Origin of the sequence: Streptomyces sp. NPDC102259, assembly GCF_044766465.1 — a bacterium.
In the GTDB taxonomy this organism is placed as follows: domain Bacteria; phylum Actinomycetota; class Actinomycetes; order Streptomycetales; family Streptomycetaceae; genus Streptomyces.
The window spans coordinates 1-17717 of sequence record NZ_JBIWMA010000035.1 but is presented as its reverse complement, the minus strand read 5'-3'; the positions used below and the strand labels follow the sequence as shown (position 1 = coordinate 17717).

General features: G+C 69.9%; 15 protein-coding genes and 3 pseudogenes. 10 read left to right on the top strand and 8 right to left on the bottom strand.

The features are described from left to right. Positions 1-61: 61 nt before the first annotated feature. Positions 62-868: a hypothetical protein gene (locus tag ACIRPU_RS40970; protein ID WP_403877278.1), complete on the bottom strand. Its 807-nt coding sequence runs from the start codon at positions 866-868 to the stop codon at positions 62-64. 124 nt (positions 869-992) lie between these two features. Here ACIRPU_RS40970 and ACIRPU_RS40965 point away from each other — a divergent pair, with 124 nt between their 5' ends. Continuing rightward, complete coding sequence (locus ACIRPU_RS40965) at positions 993-1412, top strand: hypothetical protein (protein WP_403877276.1); 420 nt, start codon at positions 993-995, stop codon at positions 1410-1412. Here the strand turns inward: ACIRPU_RS40965 and ACIRPU_RS40960 are convergent. The 3 genes from ACIRPU_RS40960 to ACIRPU_RS40950 all read right to left on the bottom strand — a co-directional run bounded on the left by ACIRPU_RS40960 (position 1393) and on the right by ACIRPU_RS40950 (position 3697). Continuing rightward, positions 1393-2025 (bottom strand): TetR/AcrR family transcriptional regulator, encoded by a 633-nt coding sequence (locus ACIRPU_RS40960; RefSeq protein WP_403877273.1) that lies wholly within the window; start codon positions 2023-2025, stop codon positions 1393-1395. The genes ACIRPU_RS40965 and ACIRPU_RS40960 overlap by 20 nt on opposite strands. A gap of 99 nt (positions 2026-2124) precedes the next feature. Then, positions 2125-2586 (bottom strand): MarR family winged helix-turn-helix transcriptional regulator, encoded by a 462-nt coding sequence (locus ACIRPU_RS40955; RefSeq protein WP_403877270.1) that lies wholly within the window; start codon positions 2584-2586, stop codon positions 2125-2127. A gap of 58 nt (positions 2587-2644) precedes the next feature. After that, positions 2645-3697: an ABC transporter permease gene (locus ACIRPU_RS40950; protein ID WP_403877267.1), complete on the bottom strand. Its 1053-nt coding sequence runs from the start codon at positions 3695-3697 to the stop codon at positions 2645-2647. A gap of 83 nt (positions 3698-3780) precedes the next feature. On the opposite strand from ACIRPU_RS40950, the gene ACIRPU_RS40945 reads away from it, so the two are divergent. Continuing rightward, positions 3781-4269, top strand: a complete 489-nt coding sequence (locus ACIRPU_RS40945; protein ID WP_403877264.1) for a MarR family winged helix-turn-helix transcriptional regulator — start codon at positions 3781-3783, stop codon at positions 4267-4269. Between the two features lie 101 nt (positions 4270-4370). Here ACIRPU_RS40945 and ACIRPU_RS40940 read toward each other — a convergent pair. Continuing rightward, a pseudogene (locus ACIRPU_RS40940) lies at positions 4371-4999 on the bottom strand (response regulator). A gap of 234 nt (positions 5000-5233) precedes the next feature. Continuing rightward, a pseudogene (locus tag ACIRPU_RS40935) lies at positions 5234-5416 on the bottom strand (histidine kinase dimerization/phosphoacceptor domain-containing protein); the annotation flags it as partial. A 1119-nt stretch (positions 5417-6535) separates the two neighbouring features. On the opposite strand from ACIRPU_RS40935, the gene ACIRPU_RS40930 reads away from it, so the two are divergent. From ACIRPU_RS40930 to ACIRPU_RS40915, 4 genes are all read left to right on the top strand, one after another. Beyond that, positions 6536-7183, top strand: a complete 648-nt coding sequence (locus ACIRPU_RS40930) for a (2Fe-2S)-binding protein (RefSeq protein WP_403877261.1) — start codon at positions 6536-6538, stop codon at positions 7181-7183. Between the two features lie 5 nt (positions 7184-7188). Further along, positions 7189-8169: an FAD binding domain-containing protein gene (locus ACIRPU_RS40925; protein ID WP_403877257.1), complete on the top strand. Its 981-nt coding sequence runs from the start codon at positions 7189-7191 to the stop codon at positions 8167-8169. After that, positions 8166-10352: a xanthine dehydrogenase family protein molybdopterin-binding subunit gene (locus ACIRPU_RS40920; RefSeq protein WP_403877254.1), complete on the top strand. Its 2187-nt coding sequence runs from the start codon at positions 8166-8168 to the stop codon at positions 10350-10352. Before ACIRPU_RS40925 ends, ACIRPU_RS40920 begins: the two co-directional genes overlap by 4 nt. A gap of 122 nt (positions 10353-10474) precedes the next feature. Then, entirely contained in the window at positions 10475-11746 is a 1272-nt protein-coding gene (locus tag ACIRPU_RS40915) for an XdhC family protein (protein ID WP_403877252.1), read from the top strand. A gap of 58 nt (positions 11747-11804) precedes the next feature. Here ACIRPU_RS40915 and ACIRPU_RS40910 read toward each other — a convergent pair whose 3' ends face one another. After that, on the bottom strand, positions 11805-12260 hold the full coding sequence (locus ACIRPU_RS40910) for a MarR family winged helix-turn-helix transcriptional regulator (RefSeq protein ID WP_403877250.1): 456 nt from the start codon (positions 12258-12260) through the stop codon (positions 11805-11807). Positions 12261-12306: 46 nt separating this feature from the next. After that, positions 12307-12795, bottom strand: a complete 489-nt coding sequence (locus tag ACIRPU_RS40905; RefSeq protein WP_403877247.1) for a MarR family winged helix-turn-helix transcriptional regulator — start codon at positions 12793-12795, stop codon at positions 12307-12309. 72 nt (positions 12796-12867) lie between these two features. Here ACIRPU_RS40905 and ACIRPU_RS40900 point away from each other — a divergent pair, with 72 nt between their 5' ends. The 4 genes and pseudogenes from ACIRPU_RS40900 to ACIRPU_RS40885 all read left to right on the top strand — a co-directional run. Beyond that, complete coding sequence (locus ACIRPU_RS40900) at positions 12868-13659, top strand: SDR family NAD(P)-dependent oxidoreductase (protein ID WP_403877244.1); 792 nt, start codon at positions 12868-12870, stop codon at positions 13657-13659. 340 nt (positions 13660-13999) lie between these two features. Beyond that, the gene (locus tag ACIRPU_RS40895; RefSeq protein ID WP_403877241.1) at positions 14000-15526 is read left to right on the top strand and encodes an aldehyde dehydrogenase family protein; all 1527 of its coding nucleotides are present in this window, start codon (positions 14000-14002) and stop codon (positions 15524-15526) included. Between the two features lie 167 nt (positions 15527-15693). Then, complete coding sequence (locus tag ACIRPU_RS40890; protein WP_403877238.1) at positions 15694-17190, top strand: aldehyde dehydrogenase family protein; 1497 nt, start codon at positions 15694-15696, stop codon at positions 17188-17190. A 135-nt stretch (positions 17191-17325) separates the two neighbouring features. Further along, a pseudogene (locus ACIRPU_RS40885) lies at positions 17326-17706 on the top strand (sensor histidine kinase); the annotation flags it as partial. Between the last annotated feature and the right edge of the window lie 11 nt (positions 17707-17717).

Below are 17717 nucleotides of genomic sequence, written 5' to 3'. Positions count from 1 at the left end.
AGCTGCAGCGCGTGCAGGGCGCCGGGTGCCGCTTGCCTGCGACGGGCTCGGGGGAGGCGGGTCAGGCCCGGGAGACGAGGTCCAGCGGGGCGGAGAGCTCGATCACCGGAGTCTCCCAGGGATGGGCGTCGGCGAGGCGGGCGAGGATCCGCGCCAGGTCGTCGTCGTCCGCCGTGGCGTCGACGTAGGTGGTGACGGCGAGGGTCGAGGAGAGGAACCGTCCGCCGACCGAGCCGAGGGAGGGACGGGCGCCGGGCCGGACGGTGAAGCCCTCCGCGCCCAGGGCCACCTCGAAGACGTCGCCGTACACGCCGAAGTCCCCGAGCTCGGGGGAGCTCTCCAGGACCCGCAGCAGCGAGGCGAAGGACTCGTCGGCGCGCAGCGCCTCGAGGCCGCCCGCCGCGCACGCGGCCAGCGTCGCCGTCCCGACCGGCCAGTACACCTTGATCGTCCGGACCGTCCGACGCCGGACCGGTGCCCGGGCGGGCTCCCGGTCCACTCCGGCTTTCGGCGTGATCGTCGTCGTGGCCAGCAGATGGCGGAGCTGTCCCCGGTCGTGCAGGCTCTCCCGCCCACCGCAGCGCTCGTCGACCTGAAGGGCGCCCTGCGCTATCACGGTCCCGATGCCCGCCGTCTCGGAGAAATCTTGCGTGTGCGAGCGCTGACCCGGCACGGCGTCGACCTGCGCATCGGAATCGGTCCAGTGATCAGCACGGCCACAACCGCCTCCGCCCAGGTTCCCACGCCCGGCGGCGTGCTGGTCATCGCTCCCGACGAAGCTGTCGACTGGCTGGCCGAGTTGCCTGTCGACGCCCTGCACGGCGTCGGTCCTCGCCAGGCGGACGCACTCCACGACTACGGCGTCCACACCGGGCGCTTGCTCGCCGCCGTGCCCATGGCCACGGTCCAGCGCCTCTTGGGAGGCCGCGCCGGCCGCCTGGCGTCCGAACGGGCCCGAGGTATCGACCCCCGCCCCGTCGTCTCCCGCAACCTTGCCTGCCTCCGCGACTGTCCGTTACACCTTTGCCCGGCATACCCTGGACGGCGCTCAAGCCCGTGCGGCATTGCTCGAGCTTGTCGTCCGTCTGGGACGGCTGCTGCGCCGCCGCGGCCAGGCCCCTCAGGCGCTGACTCTGAGTCTGACGTTCGCCGGAACCGCCCGCTGGGAGAAGAGCCGTCGTCTGTCCGAGCCCTCCGCGCACGATGACGACCTGCGTACCGTCGCCTACCAGCTGATGGACGCCGCCGGACTGCAACGCGGACGCCTGACCGGTCTTGCGCTCAGAGGCGACGACCTCCTCGACGCCGATACCGTTCCTCAGCAGATTTCCTTCGACCCCTCGCGTGAGGCCCGCGGCCTTGTCGCCTCACAGCTCCGGCAGCCCATCCTGATCAAGCGCTCAGGGAGTTGACGGGCCGTAGGCCGTGGAGCACGGTGTCGACGATCTGCTCGGCCAGTCCGTCAGGGAGGTCTGGGTGGTCGGGGCCGGCGAACGAGCGGATGAGCAGCGGACCGACGACCATTTCGACTGCCAGTTCCAGGTCGACGTCCGTACGAAGTTCCCCGTTCTCCCGGCCTCGACGGAGGATCGCCAGTCCGAGGTCACGCCGGGGAGTGATCACGCCGGCGTGGTAGGCGGCCCATATCTTCGGGCTGCTCCTCGTCTGGGCGTGGGCGTTGCGCAGGATCGCCAACAATCGGCCGACCAGGCTGCGTTGCCGCAGCGACTCCAGCAGAACGACGAGGTCGTCGCGCATCGAGGTGCCGGGGAGTTCGGGTTCGGCGGAATCGGCGGCGCGTATGACGTCGACGAACAGATCCTCTTTGTCGCTCCAGCGGCGGTAGATGGCCGCTTTGCCGACGCCGGCGGTGCGGGCGATGCGCTCGACGGAGAGATCGCCCAGTGGAACGCCGTCCTCCAGGAGGTTCATCACTCCCTCCAGGATGGCCTGTTCCACGGCTTCGCTGCGAGGGCGACCGCGGGTGGGTCCGTTCGACGGCGGACGGCTTCTGGCACGGTTCATGGCTCTCCGTTGCTCAGCCTCGCCCTGTCTCTTGTCTCTTGCTCACATCGAGGCGGCGGAGCCGACAGCTGCATCGGCCGGACAGTCAGTGCTCCAGGGCTAGTTCAAGGGGCGACCGTCGATGGCGAGGGCATCGGGGTTCAGTTCCTCGACCAAGCGGTAGAGCAGACGGTGAATGCTGTCCTTGTCGTCCGGGGAGAGAGGTGAGGTCGTCTCCCGTTCGATCCGCCGGGCGATCGAAGCGGCACGAGCGGCAGTCGCCTCTCCCTCGCTGGTCGCGAACAGGCGCACGCTGCGGCGGCTGGTCGGGTGCGGCTCACGTCGTAGTAGTCCTCTCTCGACGAGCTGACTCACTGCGGCTCCCATGGACTGGGCCGTGATGCCCGAGCGGCGCGCGATCTCGGCGGAGGACACGCCTGGCGTCCAGAGGGCCTGCTGCAGAGCGTTGTGCTGCGCCAGTGTGAGGTCTTCCGCGCGCAGTGCCCGCTCCAGCCGTCCGGCGATGATCTGGGAGAACTGCCAGGCGAGGTATCCGGTGGTGGGGAACGCGGCGTCGGTCACGGCCGCAGTCTACGAGAGCGAGGTGTGTTGCTCGCCGGGGCGTTACCGGGTAGCCGGGTCAGTCGATGGCTGCGCGGCGGGGTCCGCGGGCATCGAGCCAGAAGAGCACCACGGCGGCAACGAGGATCCATGCCACCAGGACGGTGATACCCGCGGTGAGACCGTCGTTGTTGAAGTGGGACAACCCCTGGACGGCTCGTACGCCGACTCCCACCGGGAGGACCTCCGAGAGCGGATGCAGCCAGTCCGGCAGGTAGGGGGTGGGCAGCGTGCCACCGCTCGTGCTGTTGCCGAAGGTCAGCAGGACCACGGCGGCCAGCGACATCCCGGCGCGGCCGAAGAGACGCATGAACAACATGGTCGCGCTGCCGACGGCCGCGGCCATCAGGGCGATGATCCCCGCGATGCCAAGGAAGGAGCCGGGCAGTGCCGCGAAGCCGAGGTCGCCGGCCATCCCCGCCACGAGGACGCCGGCGAGGACGCTGAAGGAGGCCAGGCTGGCCAGTCTCCACCGGTACTCCAGTCGCGGAGCCATCTGGTAGGTCATCATGCCGAACAGGAATCCGGCCAGCACGACGCCGAACCCGGCGTAGAACACCGACAGACCGCGGGTGTCGCCCGCCGAGGCCGGCACGAGGTCCCGCACGGTCAGTCGGTCATTGTTCGCCTTGGCGACACCGGAGAAGGCGCCGGTGACCGTCGAGGTCACCGAAGGGCCGTTGGCTCCGGCATACAGCAGTGTGGAGGACTTCTCGGGGCCGGTGACATAGGCGGCGTACACCTTGCGGTCCTGCAGTGCGTGGCGGGCCGTGTTCTCGTCGGCGTAGCGCTTCACCTCGAAGCCGCCGGACAGCCCGAGCTCCAGCCCTCCGGTGACCTGTTCGACCTGCTGGGTCGTCCCGACGACGGCGACCGGAAGGTTATGAGGCCGGGGGGCGTGGAAGGCGGCCAGGAACACGCTGACGAAGATCGAGCCGATGACCAGCACGATCGCGACCGGTAGCAGCACTCCCTTCGCTCCGGTGGCACCCAGCGGCGCTGGAGCGGTGTCCATCGCGTGGTGGTGGGGCGCAGGGCGCGCCTCGGGGGAAGCGGTGGGTGATGTGGACATGGGGAAGGTTCTCCATCGCCAATTAGAAGGTACCTTATAGTTGTATCACAGAAATATCAGGTACCTTACTGTCGGAGCCGCTCGTGAGCCGCACGTACGCAGATCCGTCCACGCGCGTGGGCTACCTGGCATGGCAGGTGGTCCACGTGATGGGAACGCGGCTCGAGAGAGCGTTGCGTTCGCTCGACCTCACGGCGGCGCAGCACAACGCGTTGCAGCATGTCGGCTGGACGCCGGGAACCTCCGTGGCGGAGATCGCGCGTCGGACCGGCTTGACGCCCCAGTCCATGGGCGCCGCCGTCAACGCGCTGGTCGACCGCGGCCTTCTGGCGCGCCGCGAGCATCCTTCGAACCGGAGAACCGTGCAACTGACCATCACCGACAGCGGCGCGAAGCTCGCCGATCGGGCGCGGGAGCTGGTGGAGCGACTGGACACGGAGGCGCTCGCGGTCCTCGCCCCCGCCGAGCAGACGGCAATTCATTCCTTGCTGCTCCGTGTGCTTGCCGAGCTCAATCCTGATGCCCTGCCGCCGCCATTGGATCCGCGTGGTGCGGACTCCGGGGTGGCGTGATCCGGGTGGCTTCGCAGAGAGGCCTTGATGTGCCTTCTCCTGCGGTTGTCCCACGGCCCCGTTGGAAGTGATGGTGCGTGGGGCCGGGGCCGACCCACAGGTCAGGGGGGCGGCGTCTGGTGGTCGCGTACGAGTCCGCTGTCCCGGGCCCAGGCGGCGATCTCCACGCGGTTGCGCACGCCGAGCTTGTCCTTGATGTTGGCCAGGTGTGTCTTGACCGTGCCCAGGGAGACGAACAGTTCGCCGCAGACCTCCTGGTTGGTGCGGCCCACCGCCATCAGGCGTACGACGTCGAGTTCCCGCTCGGAGAGCGGATGCCGGACCACTTCCGGCGGCTGCTGTCCGGCGAGGTGCTTGAGCAGCCGGACGGTGACGGCGGGGGAGATCAGTGCATCCCCGCGGGCGGCGGAACGCACGGCCTCGATCAGCAGGGTGGAGCCGGCGTCCTTGAGGAGGAAGCCGCAGGCGCCGTTGCGCACGGCGGTGTAGGCGTAGTCGTCCTGGTCGAAGGTGGTCACCACGACCACGCGCATCGGGTCGGTGACGCCCGGCCCGGCCAGGGCCGGGTGACCTCCAGACCGTCCAGCCTGGGCATACGGATGTCGACGAGACACGCGTCGGGGCGCATCCTGCGGGCGAGTTCGACGCACTCGGCGCCGTCGGCGGCCTCGCCGATCACTTCGAGGTCGGGCTGGGTGCCGAGGATCAGCCGGAAGCCGGTGCGGACCATCTCCTGATCGTCCGCGATCCCGTCCGCACTGTGGGCGTGGCGGCGCACGTTCGTCAGCGCCTCCTGCACCACGCGGTGGACGGACGTCTCCACCTCGGGGGCCAGCCGGATCCCGCGCACCTCGGGCGCGACGTACAGCGCCGCGTCGGTTCCGTTCTCGGCGAACGCGGAGACCAAGCAGTCCAGTTCGGTCAGTAGCTCACCCGGACGGGTGGCCTGGTGGTCGTCCTCGCGCAGCACCCGCACCAGGCGGCGCATGGAGTCCAGGGTCTCCCCGCCGACTCGGGAGATGCCCTCCAGCAGCGGCTTGATCTGCTCCGGAGAGGTCTCCTGGATCGTCAGTGCGGCGTTGGCGTGCACGACGATGCCGGTGACGTGGTGGGCGACGAAGTCGTGCAGGTCCCGGGCGAGTTCCATGCGCTCACTCTGGCGTACGGAGGCCACGGCCCGGGCCCGGCGGGCGTCCAGGAGGCGCAGATAGCAACCGAGGCCCACGGCGGCGCCGACGGCGAATGTCAGCACGAAGGAGTATCTGAAGAAGCCGTGCTCCGCGCCATAGCGCAGCGGCAGGGTGATCACCGCGACAGCCAGCGCCGCGGACAGCGTCACGGCGGTGGCCGGGCGCTCCACCCGCCGCGCGGTCCGGGGGAGCAGCGCGAGCAGGGCGACCGTTTCCAGCAGGCTCCACGTGCCGCTGGCGAGCGGGGCATACACACCCAGGCCCAGGGTCAGGGCCAGGGAGCCCAGCGCGGCGGCGCCGGCCCGCCATTCGGGACCCGGCCGGCGCGCGGGAAGGAGCAGTACGGCGGCGAGGGGTCCGGAAACCAGGGGCAGCCAGTTCGACCAGCGGTCCTGTGGGTTGTAGTAGGTCACCAGGTCGAACAGCCACATCATGGCCAGGCCTGCGCAGAGGGGGACTGTGATGGCGCGCCGGACGGCCGGGCGGAGCGGAGTATCAGGTTCCACGCCGCAAAGGGTACGTAGATACGGCCGGGCAGTGGGTCGGCCCGCGGGCCGATGCCGGCCGCCTCGGACCGGCCCGGCGGCCGAGGGTGGGCGCGTGTGTCCGGCGGGATCGTCGACGGCATGCAGATGCTCACCGTTCTCGAATGGGCCCTGGCGGCGCTCGCCGGGCTGTGCCTCGTCCTGTGCGCCCTCATCACCGTCGATTCCGCCCGATGAAGTCGCTCCATACGGTCACCGCCCCCTGCCCTGGTATGTGCGGTCCGAAGAAATCCTGGCGGCCGGACCTGGGCCGTGGACGGTGCCGACGTGGCCGTCCCGGCCCTGTGCCCCCGCCTGAGCGACTCCCGTCCCGGACACGCTCGTCCAGTCATTCACTCATGGAGTTGTAAAGGTGGTTGATACACCCACGCTTGTTTGATTTGAATCAGGAGGTTAATGCTTGGCCTGTGTCCAGAACCCTGGCCTTGATCACCGGTGACTCCTCGGTCGGCGGTGTCGCCCGTGCCGTGCCCTCGGCCACCGACACGCCCCCCCCACCCACCACCCGCACCCCATCGAGGGAGAGTGGACATGTCCACCCAACATCCCGCTGAAGCAGAGACTTCCTCCGTCGGGCCCCCGTTCGCGCCCACCCGGCGTACGTTCATCGCCACGACCGCCGCCGCAGGAGGAGCTGCCGTGGTGGGCGGCCTGGTCGCGGGACCGCCCGCGCTCGCCGACGAGGAAAGCGTGGCCGACGAGGTGTCGCCCGGCAGCCGGGTCTCCTTGGCCGTCAACGGCGTCCGGCACACCGTCACGATCGACAACCGCACCTCGCTGCTGGACCTCCTGCGCGAGCATCTCGACCTGACCGGCTCCAAGAAGGGCTGCAACGCCGGTGCCTGCGGCGCCTGTACGGTCCTGGTCGACGGCCGCCGGGTCAACTCCTGTCTGACGCTGGCGGTGCGCCTGGAGGGCGCCGAGGTCACCACGATCGAGGGCCTGGCGAAGGGCGACCGACTTCACCCACTGCAGCAGGCGTTCATCGATCAGGACGCCTTCCAGTGCGGCTTCTGCACGTCGGGCCAGATCGTGTCGGGCGTCGGATGCATCCAGGAGGGTCACACCGGCTCCAGGGCGGAGATCCGGGAGTGGATGAGCGGCAACCTCTGCCGCTGCGGCTGCTACGTGAAGATCGAGCGCGCGGTCGAGCAGGCCGCCGCCGGCCGGAAGGGCTGATCCCCATGCATCCCTTCACCTACGCCAAGGCCGCGGACATGCGCGAGGCCCTCAGCGCCGGTTGGCGCGGCGGGCGTTACCTCGCCGGCGGCACCACGCTCGTCGACCTGATGCGGGAGACCGTAGAGCGCCCCGGCGTGCTGGTCGACATCAGCTCCCTGCCGCTGCGCGAGGTCATCGTCACCGAGCGCGGGGGCCTGCGCATCGGCGCCCTGGTCCGCATGGCCGAGGCCGCCGCCCACCCGAAGGTGCGTGTCCTGTACCCCGTCGTCTCCGAGGCGCTGGAGCTGAGCGCGTCGGCCCAGCTGCGGAACATGGCGACCATCGGCGGCAACATCATGCAGCGCACCCGGTGCACGTACTTCCGGGACGTGACCGCCGCCTGCAACAAGCGTGAGCCCGGCTCCGGGTGCGCCGCGCTGCACGGCTACAACCGCAGCCACGCGATCCTCGGCACCTCCGACGCCTGCGTGGCCACCCATCCCTCCGACGTCGCCGTGGCCTTCGCGGCACTGGACGCGACGGTGCACGTGCTGGGCCAGGACGGGGAACGCCGTATTGCCTTCGCCGACTTCCTGCTGCGGCCTGGCAGCACCCCGAACCGCGAACAGGCCCTGCGCAAGGGTGAGTTGATCACCGCTGTGGAGATCCCCGCCTTTCCGCGCCCACTGAGGTCCGGCTACCTGAAAGTGCGCGACCGGCAGTCCTACGAGTTCGCGCTCACGTCGGCCGCGGTCGCGCTGCACATCCGTGGCGGCGTCATCCGAGAGGCGAAGGTCGCCGCCGGCGGCGTGGGCACCGTGCCCTGGAAACTGCCCGCCGTCGAGCGCCACCTCATCGGCGAACGCCCCTCCGACCGGCTGTGGGCGGAGGCCGCCGAGCACGCGGCCGAGGGAGCGCGCCCCCTCGCCCACAACGGCTTCAAGGCCGAGCTGCTCAAACGTACCGTCGAACGCCAGCTGCGCATCGTAGGAGGCACCAAGTGAGCCAGCCGCAGGCAGCCGTCGGTGCGGCTGTGCCCCGGGTCGACGCACGGCTGAGGGTGACAGGGGGAGCCAAGTACGCCGCCGACAACAGTCCCGACGGGGTCGTGCACGCGGTCATCGTGGAAAGCAGCATCGGTCGGGGCCGGGTCATCGGCATCGACACCCGCGCGGCCCAAGCCCAGCCCGGCGTCCTGAAGGTGATCAGCCACCTCAACGCGCCAAAGCTGCCGCCGGTGGAAGGGCGGTTCCCGCCGGGCAAACCGCTGCGTGCTTTTCAGGACGACCGGGTCCAGTTCTTCGGACAGCCCGTCGCGGTCGCGGTGGCGACCACGCTGGAGACCGCGCAGCACGCCGCGAGCCTGGTGAAGGTCTCCTACGATGCCGAGACGTCCTCGACCGACATCAGCGTCGCCGACGCCGCCGGCGAAACCCAGACCTATGCACGCGGCGACGCCGACCGGGCCCTGGACTCCGCCCCCGTCCGGCTGGAGACGACGTACCGGACTGCCCGCAACCACCACAACCCGATGGAACCGGCCGGCATCGTCGCCCGCTGGGACGGCGACCGGCTGACCGTCTGGGAGAAGACCCAGTACGTGCTGGGCACCGTGTTCACCCTGTCCGGCGAGTTCGGCATCCCGCCGGACCACATCCGCGTCATCTCGCCGTTCATCGGCGGCGCCTTCGGCAACGCCGCCCGCGCCTGGGTGCACTCCGTCATCGCGGCCATGGCCGCGCGCGAGGTGAAACGCCCCGTGAAACTCGTACTCACCCGCAGGCAGATGTACTTCACCGTGGGATACCGGCCCGCGTACGAGTACGGACTGCGACTGGGCGCCGACCGGCGGGGCCGGCTGACCGCGTCGACGCACGACGTCCGCGCCGAGTCCTCCCGCTACGAGACGTACAGCGAGAGCGTTCTCGTCCCGGGCCGGATGCTCTACAGCACCCCCAACGTCCGCCAGGCGTATCACCACGTCCCGCTGGACGTGAGCACGCCGTGGTTCATGCGTGGCCCCGGCTACGCCAGCGGTGCCTACCCCGTCGAGTCGGCCATGGACGAACTCGCCCACGAGCTGGGCATCGACCCGATCGAACTGCGGCTGCGCAACGAACCGGCTGCCGACGAGTCCAGCGGACTGCCGTTCTCCACCCGCCGTCTGCGCGAGTGCTACCGCACCGGCGCCCGCGAGTTCGGCTGGCACCGGCGCAGTCCCGAGCCGCGCTCGACGCGTGACGGTGACTGGCTCATCGGGATGGGCATGGCCGCCGGTGTCTACGACACCATGCGCAGCGAGGCCCAGGCCTCGGTCCGGCTCGACGCCGACGGCACCGCCCTGGTGCAGTCCGCGACCAGCGACATGGGCCCGGGCACGGCCACGTCCATGTCCCAGGTCGCCGCCGACGCCCTCGGCCTGACGATGCGCCAGGTGACCTTCCGGCTCGGTGACTCCCTCATGCCTCCGGCCCCCGTCCACGCCGGTTCGCAGACCATGGCCAGCGTCGGATCCGCCGTCCAGGACGGCTGCGACAAGCTGCGCAGGCAGGCGATCGCACTCGCGGTCAACGATGAGGGATCACCGCTGCACGGCGTCGACGCCGCCGACATCGTCGTACGAGGCGGTCGGCTGTACGCGAAGGACGAGCCCACCCGCGGGGAGACGTACCAGCGGCTCCTGGCCCGCAACGACCGCACCCATCTCGAAGTGCTCGGTTCGTACGCCGGGCCGTCGGAGCCGGAGAAGTTCTCCCTCTACGCCTACGCCGCGCTCTTCGCCGAGGTGGCTGTCGACGCCCGGCTCGGCCTGGTGCGGGTCCGGCGCATGCTCGGCGTGTACGACGCCGCCCGGATCGTCAACCCGAGACTCGCCGACAGCCAGGCCATCGGAGCCATGACGGGCGGGATCGGGCAAGCCCTCCTCGAACACACGGTCACCGATCACCGCGATGGCCTGATCGTCAACGCCAACTTCGCCGACTACCTCGTGCCGACCCACGCCGACATGCCCGACCTGAAGGCGATCTTCATCGACGGGCAGGACTACGAAGCCGACCCCATCGGCGTCAAAGGACTCGGTGAGGTGGTCATCGTCGGAGTGGCGCCCGCCATCGCCAACGCGGTGTTCAACGCCACCGGCCGCCGCGTCCGCGAACTGCCCATCACCGCGGAAGCACTGCTCTGAGCTCCCGGGCGGCCGGTGTACCCCACAACACGCGGCCACCCGGGTACCAGGGCCGTCGTCGCGGTTTCCTCCCCTAGGGCGCGACGACGGCCCGTCAACCCACACCTCACGGAAAGCCCCCCATGCTGAACATCACGGACACACTGCACGACTGGTGCCACGAGGGCCGGCCGTTCGCCCTCGCCACCGTCATCGACGTCAGAGGCAGCGCACCTCTGCCGGTCGGCACCGCACTGGCCGTGGACGCCGACGGCAACGCGGTCGGTGGCGTCTCCGGCGGCTGCGTCGAAGCAGCGGTGTACGAACTGGCCCGCCAAGTGCTGGCAGACCGCTCTGCCCCCGCACGTGTTGCCTTCGGGTACTCCGACTCGGATGCCTTCGCCGCCGGCCTGACCTGCGGCGGAGAGATCGGTGTCCTGGTACAGCGCGTGGAGCCCGGCGCCCAACCCCTTCTCGCCGCCGCCCTCGACGCCGTGACCGCGGGGCGTCCGTCGGCCGTCGCCCACGTCGTCGACGGTCCCGGTGACCTTGTCGGCCGTATGCTCCACATCCCCGCCGAGGGCACCCACGACGGCACACTTGGGGTCGAGAGCGAGGACCGGGCGGTCGTAGCGCATGCGCGTGCGATTCTGCGGGCGGGCCGTACCGCCTCGATCGAGGTCGGCGGCGGTGAGGGAGAAGCAGAGAACCCGGACAACGGCACCTGCCCGCGCAAGCTCACCGTCCTCGTCCACGTGCACGCGTCCCGCCCCCGCATGCTGATCTTCGGCGCCGTCGACTTCGCCGCCGCTCTCAGCCGGGCGGGGAGCTTCCTCGGCTACCGGGTGACCGTCTGCGACGCGCGCCCGGTCTTCGCCACCCCGGCCCGCTTCCCGCACGCCCACGAGGTCGTCACCGAGTGGCCCCACCGCTACCTCGAGGCCACCGAGACCGACGCCCGCACCGCCGTCTGCGTCCTCACCCACGACGCCAAGTTCGACATCCCCCTGCTGTCTCTGGCACTGACCCTCCCCGTCGGCTACGTCGGCGCCATGGGCTCGCGACGCACCCACGAGCGTCGCGTCGACCTGCTCAGGGAAGCCGGCGTCTCCCAGGACCAACTGGCGCGTCTGCACTCACCTATCGGCCTGGACATCGGAGCCCTGACGCCCGAGGAGACAGCGATCTCCATCACGTCGGAGATCATCGCGCACACCAACCGCGGCACGGGACGGCCGCTTTCACGCGGCACCGGCCCCATACACGTTCCCCCCGCAGCCTCCGCCCGGCCTGGTGACGGCGCCGTAACCCCCGCACAAGCGCTTCCAGCAGCCGCAGGGTCCCCGGCGCACCGAGTGGTGAGCGGCCGGTCCCACACCGGGGTGGGCACGGCCGACGAAGCTCCCGCCGCGTAGCAGTGCACCAGCCCGCCCGGCGACGAGGCGCGCGGCGGCCGCCGACGGCGGTACCGTCTCACGCCTCCCGGACCACGTCGGCCACCTCGTCCAGCAGTGCCCTCAGCTGTGCGGCCTTCTTCGCACCGAGCTTCTCGGCGATCTGCTGTTCGATGTCCATCATCACGGCCTCGGCATCCCGCAGGGAGTCGCGGCCGGCGTCGGTGAGGTGCAACTCCTGCACGTGGCGGTGGCGCGGGTGCGATCGGCGTTCCAGTTGACCCCGCTCCTCCAGGCGGGCCACCTGGGAGGCCACTGCTTGCGGAGTGACGTTCAGGCGGCGGGCCAGTTCCGCGCCGGTCAGGCCGGGATCGGTGTGGACGGAGATCAGCAGGGTGTACTGCGCGGCCGCTATGCCCAGCGGTCGTAGCCGTTGCTCTTTGCGGGCCTGCACGGCCCACTCCGCCCGCCGCAGTGCCCAGGTCACCCGGGTCAGGTGCTCGGCAGGGATCGACCGTTCATCATCCTTTGTCACCCGGCGAGAATACGGCACCTGGTGCTTGTCAAGTGGTTGATTGTCATCAAGTGCGTGAATCTCTCTCGATCGGACCGTCGGCCGAGACCTCGCGAACCGCCTCGGCCACTCGGTCGAGCAGCGCTCGCAGTTGAGCTGTCTCCGAGCCAAGACCATCGGTGACCTGCCGCTCGATGTCGGCGATCACCGCGTCGGCCGCGCGCAACGCCTCCCGACCGGCGTCGGTGAGGTGCAGCTCCTGGATGTGCCGGTGGCGCGAATGCTCACGTCTCTCCAACTGTCCGCGACCCTCCAGGCGGGCCACCAGTGAGGCGATGGCCTGTGGGGTCACGTTGAGGCGGCGGGCAAGTTCGGCGCCGGTCAACCCCGGCTCGTCGTGCACGGAGATCAGGAGCGTGTAGTGCGCCGCCAGCATGCCCAGCGGGCGCAACCGCTGCTCCTTGAGGCTCTGCACCGCCAGCTCCGCGCGGCGCAACGCCCAGGTCACTCGGTCAAGCGCGCCGAGCCCGACCGGCTCCTCGTCATTGCGTATCACGCGAGAAGGATACGACACTTCAGAGGCATCAAATGTTTGACATGTGCCTAGAGGTTGATGAACCCTGATTCCATGACTCGCCCCCTCGCTTTGATCACTGGCGCCTCCTCCGGCATCGGCGCCGCCTACGCCCGCCTCCTGGCGGACGATCACGACCTCGTCCTGGTCGCGCGACGCGCCGACCGGCTCGCCGATCTTGCCCAGGAACTCCGCGCCCATGGAGCGGCCGTCGAGGTACTGCCCGCCGACCTCATGACCCACGACGGCATCGCCGCTGTCACCGACCGGCTGGCCGCCGGGGACGTGCGCATGCTGATCAGCAATGCCGGCGCCGGCGGCTACGCCCCGCTCGTCGACGTCGACGCTGCCGACATCGACCGCCTGCTCACCCTCAACGCCGTCGCCCCCGTCCGGCTGGTCCACGCCGCACTCCCCGGAATGTTCGCGGCGGGCGAAGGTGTGATCGTCACCGTAGCCTCGCTCCTCGCCTTCAGTGCGGGCCTCGCTGACTCGCGAGCACCCCGGCGCACTCTGTATGTCGCCGCGAAGGCCGCCACCTTGGGCTTCACGCGCACCCTCGCCGGTGAGCTCGCCGACACCCCGGTTCGCGTCCAGGTGGTGTGCCCCGGCGTTGTGGCAACAGAGTGGAACAGCGGCGCCGGCCGCAGCATCCCTTGGGCGATGTCGCCCGAGGACGTCGCAGCGGCCAGCCTGGCCGGGCTGCGTCTCGGTGAGACCGTCTGTGCCCCTGGTCTTGAGGGCCAGGACTCGGCCCTGGATGCCTTGCTCGCCGCAGAGGCCGCTTTCCTCAGGGGTGGCAACCAGTCGACACCCGCGGCCCGCTACACGGAGCCGCGGGACTAGGGCGGTGAACTGGGCGAGGTGCTCCGGGTTGTTGGTCTGAACCGGCAATCCCCGGACCAGGTGGTGCCCGGCATGAGAAACCGAGGGGCGTGTTCACCCGCCGCCGGCTCGCGAGTCACAAGAATCCTGCTAGCTATCAAACGCTTGACATCACACAGCCGGTTGATAGTCTAATTCTTGTCAGGCTCGTCAGCCTTCGCTGAAGTCATTCATGTCGGCGCGCCCCCGCCCCCGCTGTCACGCGGCGGCCCTTCATCGCGCCGAAGACCGCGCCCCCCATCTGCCACCACCCGCAGGGTGCTGCTCGGGTGTCGGCGGTCGCAAGAAAGTGGGACATTTCATGATCAACAACACTCCGACGATCACGCGTGACGGAGTCATCGGCCAGAACGGGGACCAGGTGGTCACCGTCGATCAGGCCACCGGGGCGGAGTTCGCCCGGTACCCCGTGGCCGGCAAGGAAGAGGCGGTCGCGGCTGTCGCTGCCGCACGCTCGTCCGCAGGGCCCTGGTGGGACCTCGGATTCGAGGGCCGCGCGGAGCGACTGCGCGCGTGGCGGCGGGAGATAGCCGTAGGCGGCGAGGAGGGGGCCGCCCTCATCCACACCGAGAACGGCAAGCCTCTGGACGACGCCCGCGTCGAGGTGCTCGGGATTCTGGAGCATGTGCAGTACGCCATCGAGAACGCCGAGCGCGTACTGGGACGCCGGGAGCTCCCCGCCAGCCCCACCGTGCCCAACCAGCGAGCGTGGATCGAATACCAGCCCTACGGCGTCGTCGGTGTCATCGGCCCGTGGAACTTCCCTCTCCTGACGCCGGGGGCCATCCTGATCGAGGCGATCGCGGCCGGAAACGCCGCCATCCTCAAGCCCAGCCAGATCACGCCCGGCGTCGGGGAGTGGATCGTCCGGACCTGGCAGCGTGCGGTCCCCGACTTCCCGAACGTTCTCCAGTGCCTCAACGGGTTCGGGGCCACCGGCGGAGCGCTCATCGAGGCCGGCCTGAACAAGCTCGCGTTCACCGGCAGCGTCACCACGGGCAAGACGGTGGCCGCCCAGTGCGCGCAGACGCTGACCCCCGTACTGCTGGAACTCGGGGGCAAGGACGGCGTCATCGTGGCTGAGGACGCCGACCTGGACGAAGCCGCCACGCACGTCGTCTGGGGCGCCATCCAGAACACCGGCCACGGCTGCATCAGCCTCGAAGTGGCCTACGTCGCCGAGTCGGTTCACGACGAGTTCGTCGAGAAGATCAGCGACCTCGCCAAGCAGGTACGCGTCGGCAGCGGCGAGGACGCGGAGATCGGGCCGGTTCCCCTGCCCACCCAGATCCCGATCATCCGGGAGCACATCCAGGACGCTCTCGATCGCGGCGCGACAGCCACTGTCGGTGGCACCGAGGCGGTGGGGGAACGCTATGTCACTCCCACCATCCTCGTCGGCGTGAGCCCCGACGCTCTGGCGGTGACGGAGGAGACGTTCGGGCCCACGCTGGCCGTCGTCAAGGTCACCGACACGGCGGAGGCCGTCGCGCACATCAACGCAGGGCGGTACGGACTGGGCAGCGCCGTCTTCAGCCGCGACCGCGGCGAAGCCATCGCCCGTCAACTCCGCGTCGGAATGACCAGCATCAACGACGCCCTGGTGTTCTCCATGAACCCCGCCGTGCCCTTCGGCGGTCGCGGCGACAGCGGCTACGGGCGCAAGCAGGGCGAGGAAGGACTCCGGGAGTTCGCCTACCCGCACTCCTTCACGGCCAAGACCGGCCCCGCCCAGTTCTCGGCGTCCACCTTCGGCAGGCCCGCGGGCGCGATAGCGGGAGCCCTCGCCGGCGTACGCAACAGGATCCTGGCCGAAGACGGCCAGTAGACCGACTGATCAGCTGACCTGAAGACGGCGAGACAGTCGTCGTCTCCGGGGCCCGTGGGCGGAGTGGGTTCTCTCGTCGTGCAACTCGCTCCGCACGCCGGGGCCACCGTCATCGCTCTGGCGAGCGAGTCGTCCCCCCACGGCAAATCCTTGAACGGAGCAGAACCATGGCAAGGTCGTCACAACCCGAAGGCACGATCCGCACCCGGTGGTCGTCCGAGGACGCCGCCGATCAGTTCACCGTCGACAACCCCGCGACCGGCGCGCCGCTCGCCGTCGTGCAGGGCGCAGGCGACAAGGAAGTCGACCAGGCTGTTCAGACGGCGTACGACGCGCACTTCTCCTGGAAGGCCCGCACCGCCCGTGAACGCGGCAGCTGGCTGCGGAAGGTCGCCCAGGCGGTGCGCGAGCACGCCGACGAGATCGCGGTCCTGGAGTGCAGTGACAACGGCAAAACCCTTTCCCAGGCGCGCAATTGGGACGTGAATGCGGCGATCGGGATCTTCGAGTACTTCGCGAGCCTGTGCGACTCCATGCCCGGCCAGGTCAACGACGGCGGAAGTCTGCTGGACATCACGGTGCTCGAGCCCTACGGGGTCATCGGCGCGATAGTGCCGTTCAACTGGCCGCCGATCCACACCGCGAGCAAGCTGGCCCCGGCGCTGGCCGTCGGCAACGCGGTGGTGATCAAGCCGCCGGAGCAGGCCCCGCTGTCGGCCCTGCGCATGGTGGAGATCATCCAGTCCGTCCTGCCCGACGACGTGGTGCACATCATTCCTGGCACCGGCCCGATCGGGTCGCAGCTCGCGGGGCACCCGCTCGTCGGCAAGGTCTCGTTCACCGGGTCGCCCACCACCGGCGTCTCCGTCATCAAGACGGCGGCCGACAACCTGACCCCGACCCTGATGGAGCTTGGCGGCAAGGACCCGTTCATCATCTTCGAGGACGCGGACCTCGACCTCGCGCTGCCGTGGGCGATCGAGGGAGGTCTCTTCAACCAGGGTGAGGCCTGCACTTCGGCGTCCCGCGTCCTGGTACACGCCGACATCTACGACGAGGTCGCGCGCCGCTACGGCAACGCGGTGACGCGGCTGCGTGTCGGCAACGGCGCCGACCCCGGCACGCACATCGGACCGATGGTGTCCGCCGCCCAGCGCAAGCGGGTGCTCGACTACATCGACATCGGCGTCCAGGAGGGGGCCACGATCGCCGCACAGGCGCCGCTCCCCGACGACCCGGAGCTGGCAGGAGGCTTCTATGTCGCACCGACGCTGTTCACCGGCGTCAGCCCGGACATGCGCATCGCGAAGGAGGAGATCTTCGGCCCGGTCATCTCGATGATCCCGTTCCGCGACGAGGACGAGGCCGTCAGGATCGCCAACGGCACCGACTTCGGCCTGGTCGCCGCGGTGTTCACGCCGAACTCAGAGCGCGCGCTGCGGGTCAGCCGCGCCCTGCACACCGGGTTCGTCTTCGTGAACAACTACAACCGGAACTTCACGGGCGTGCCGTTCGGCGGTGTCGGTGCGAGCGGCTTCGGCCGGGAGACCGCGGCGGAAACCCTGCGCGAGTACGGCTACAGCAAGAACATCCGTCTGGTCTCCGGGACGGGCGAAATCCCGCGCTGGGCGCCGGCCCTCGAGGTGACCGGACACGAGGAATGAACAACCCGGCCTTAGAGGCGGCGTAACCGCCTCGCCGGTGCGGCGCGTGGGTGAGTCGGCTTCGCGGTGGTCGGATGCCCGCCGCGAAGCCTGCTGCAACCACTGCGGAGCCCGCGAAAACGGACATCGGCGCCCCTGTGCGCCACGGTGCGCGCGGCCGGACTGGAGGTCGTCTACCGGACCTCCGGCGACGTCGACGCCCTGGACGGCGGGGTGCAGCTGACGGTGTACCGCATCGTCCAGGAAGCCCTCACCAACACCCTGAAGCACGCCGACACCGACACCCGGGTGCACCTGGCGATCCTCGTCGAGGACAGCCGGCTGACCATCCGGGTCCAGGACACCGGCTCGGACACATCGCCCGGGCCGCCGAACGAGGAAGGACATGGCCTGGTGGGCATGCGGGAGAGAGCGGCTCTGTACGGCGGCGATGTCAGCGCGGGACCGACGGCCGGCGGAGGATGGAGCGTCGAGGCCGTCCTCGACCTCACGCCGGGAAGCGGCGGTGACCGATGACCACCGTGCTC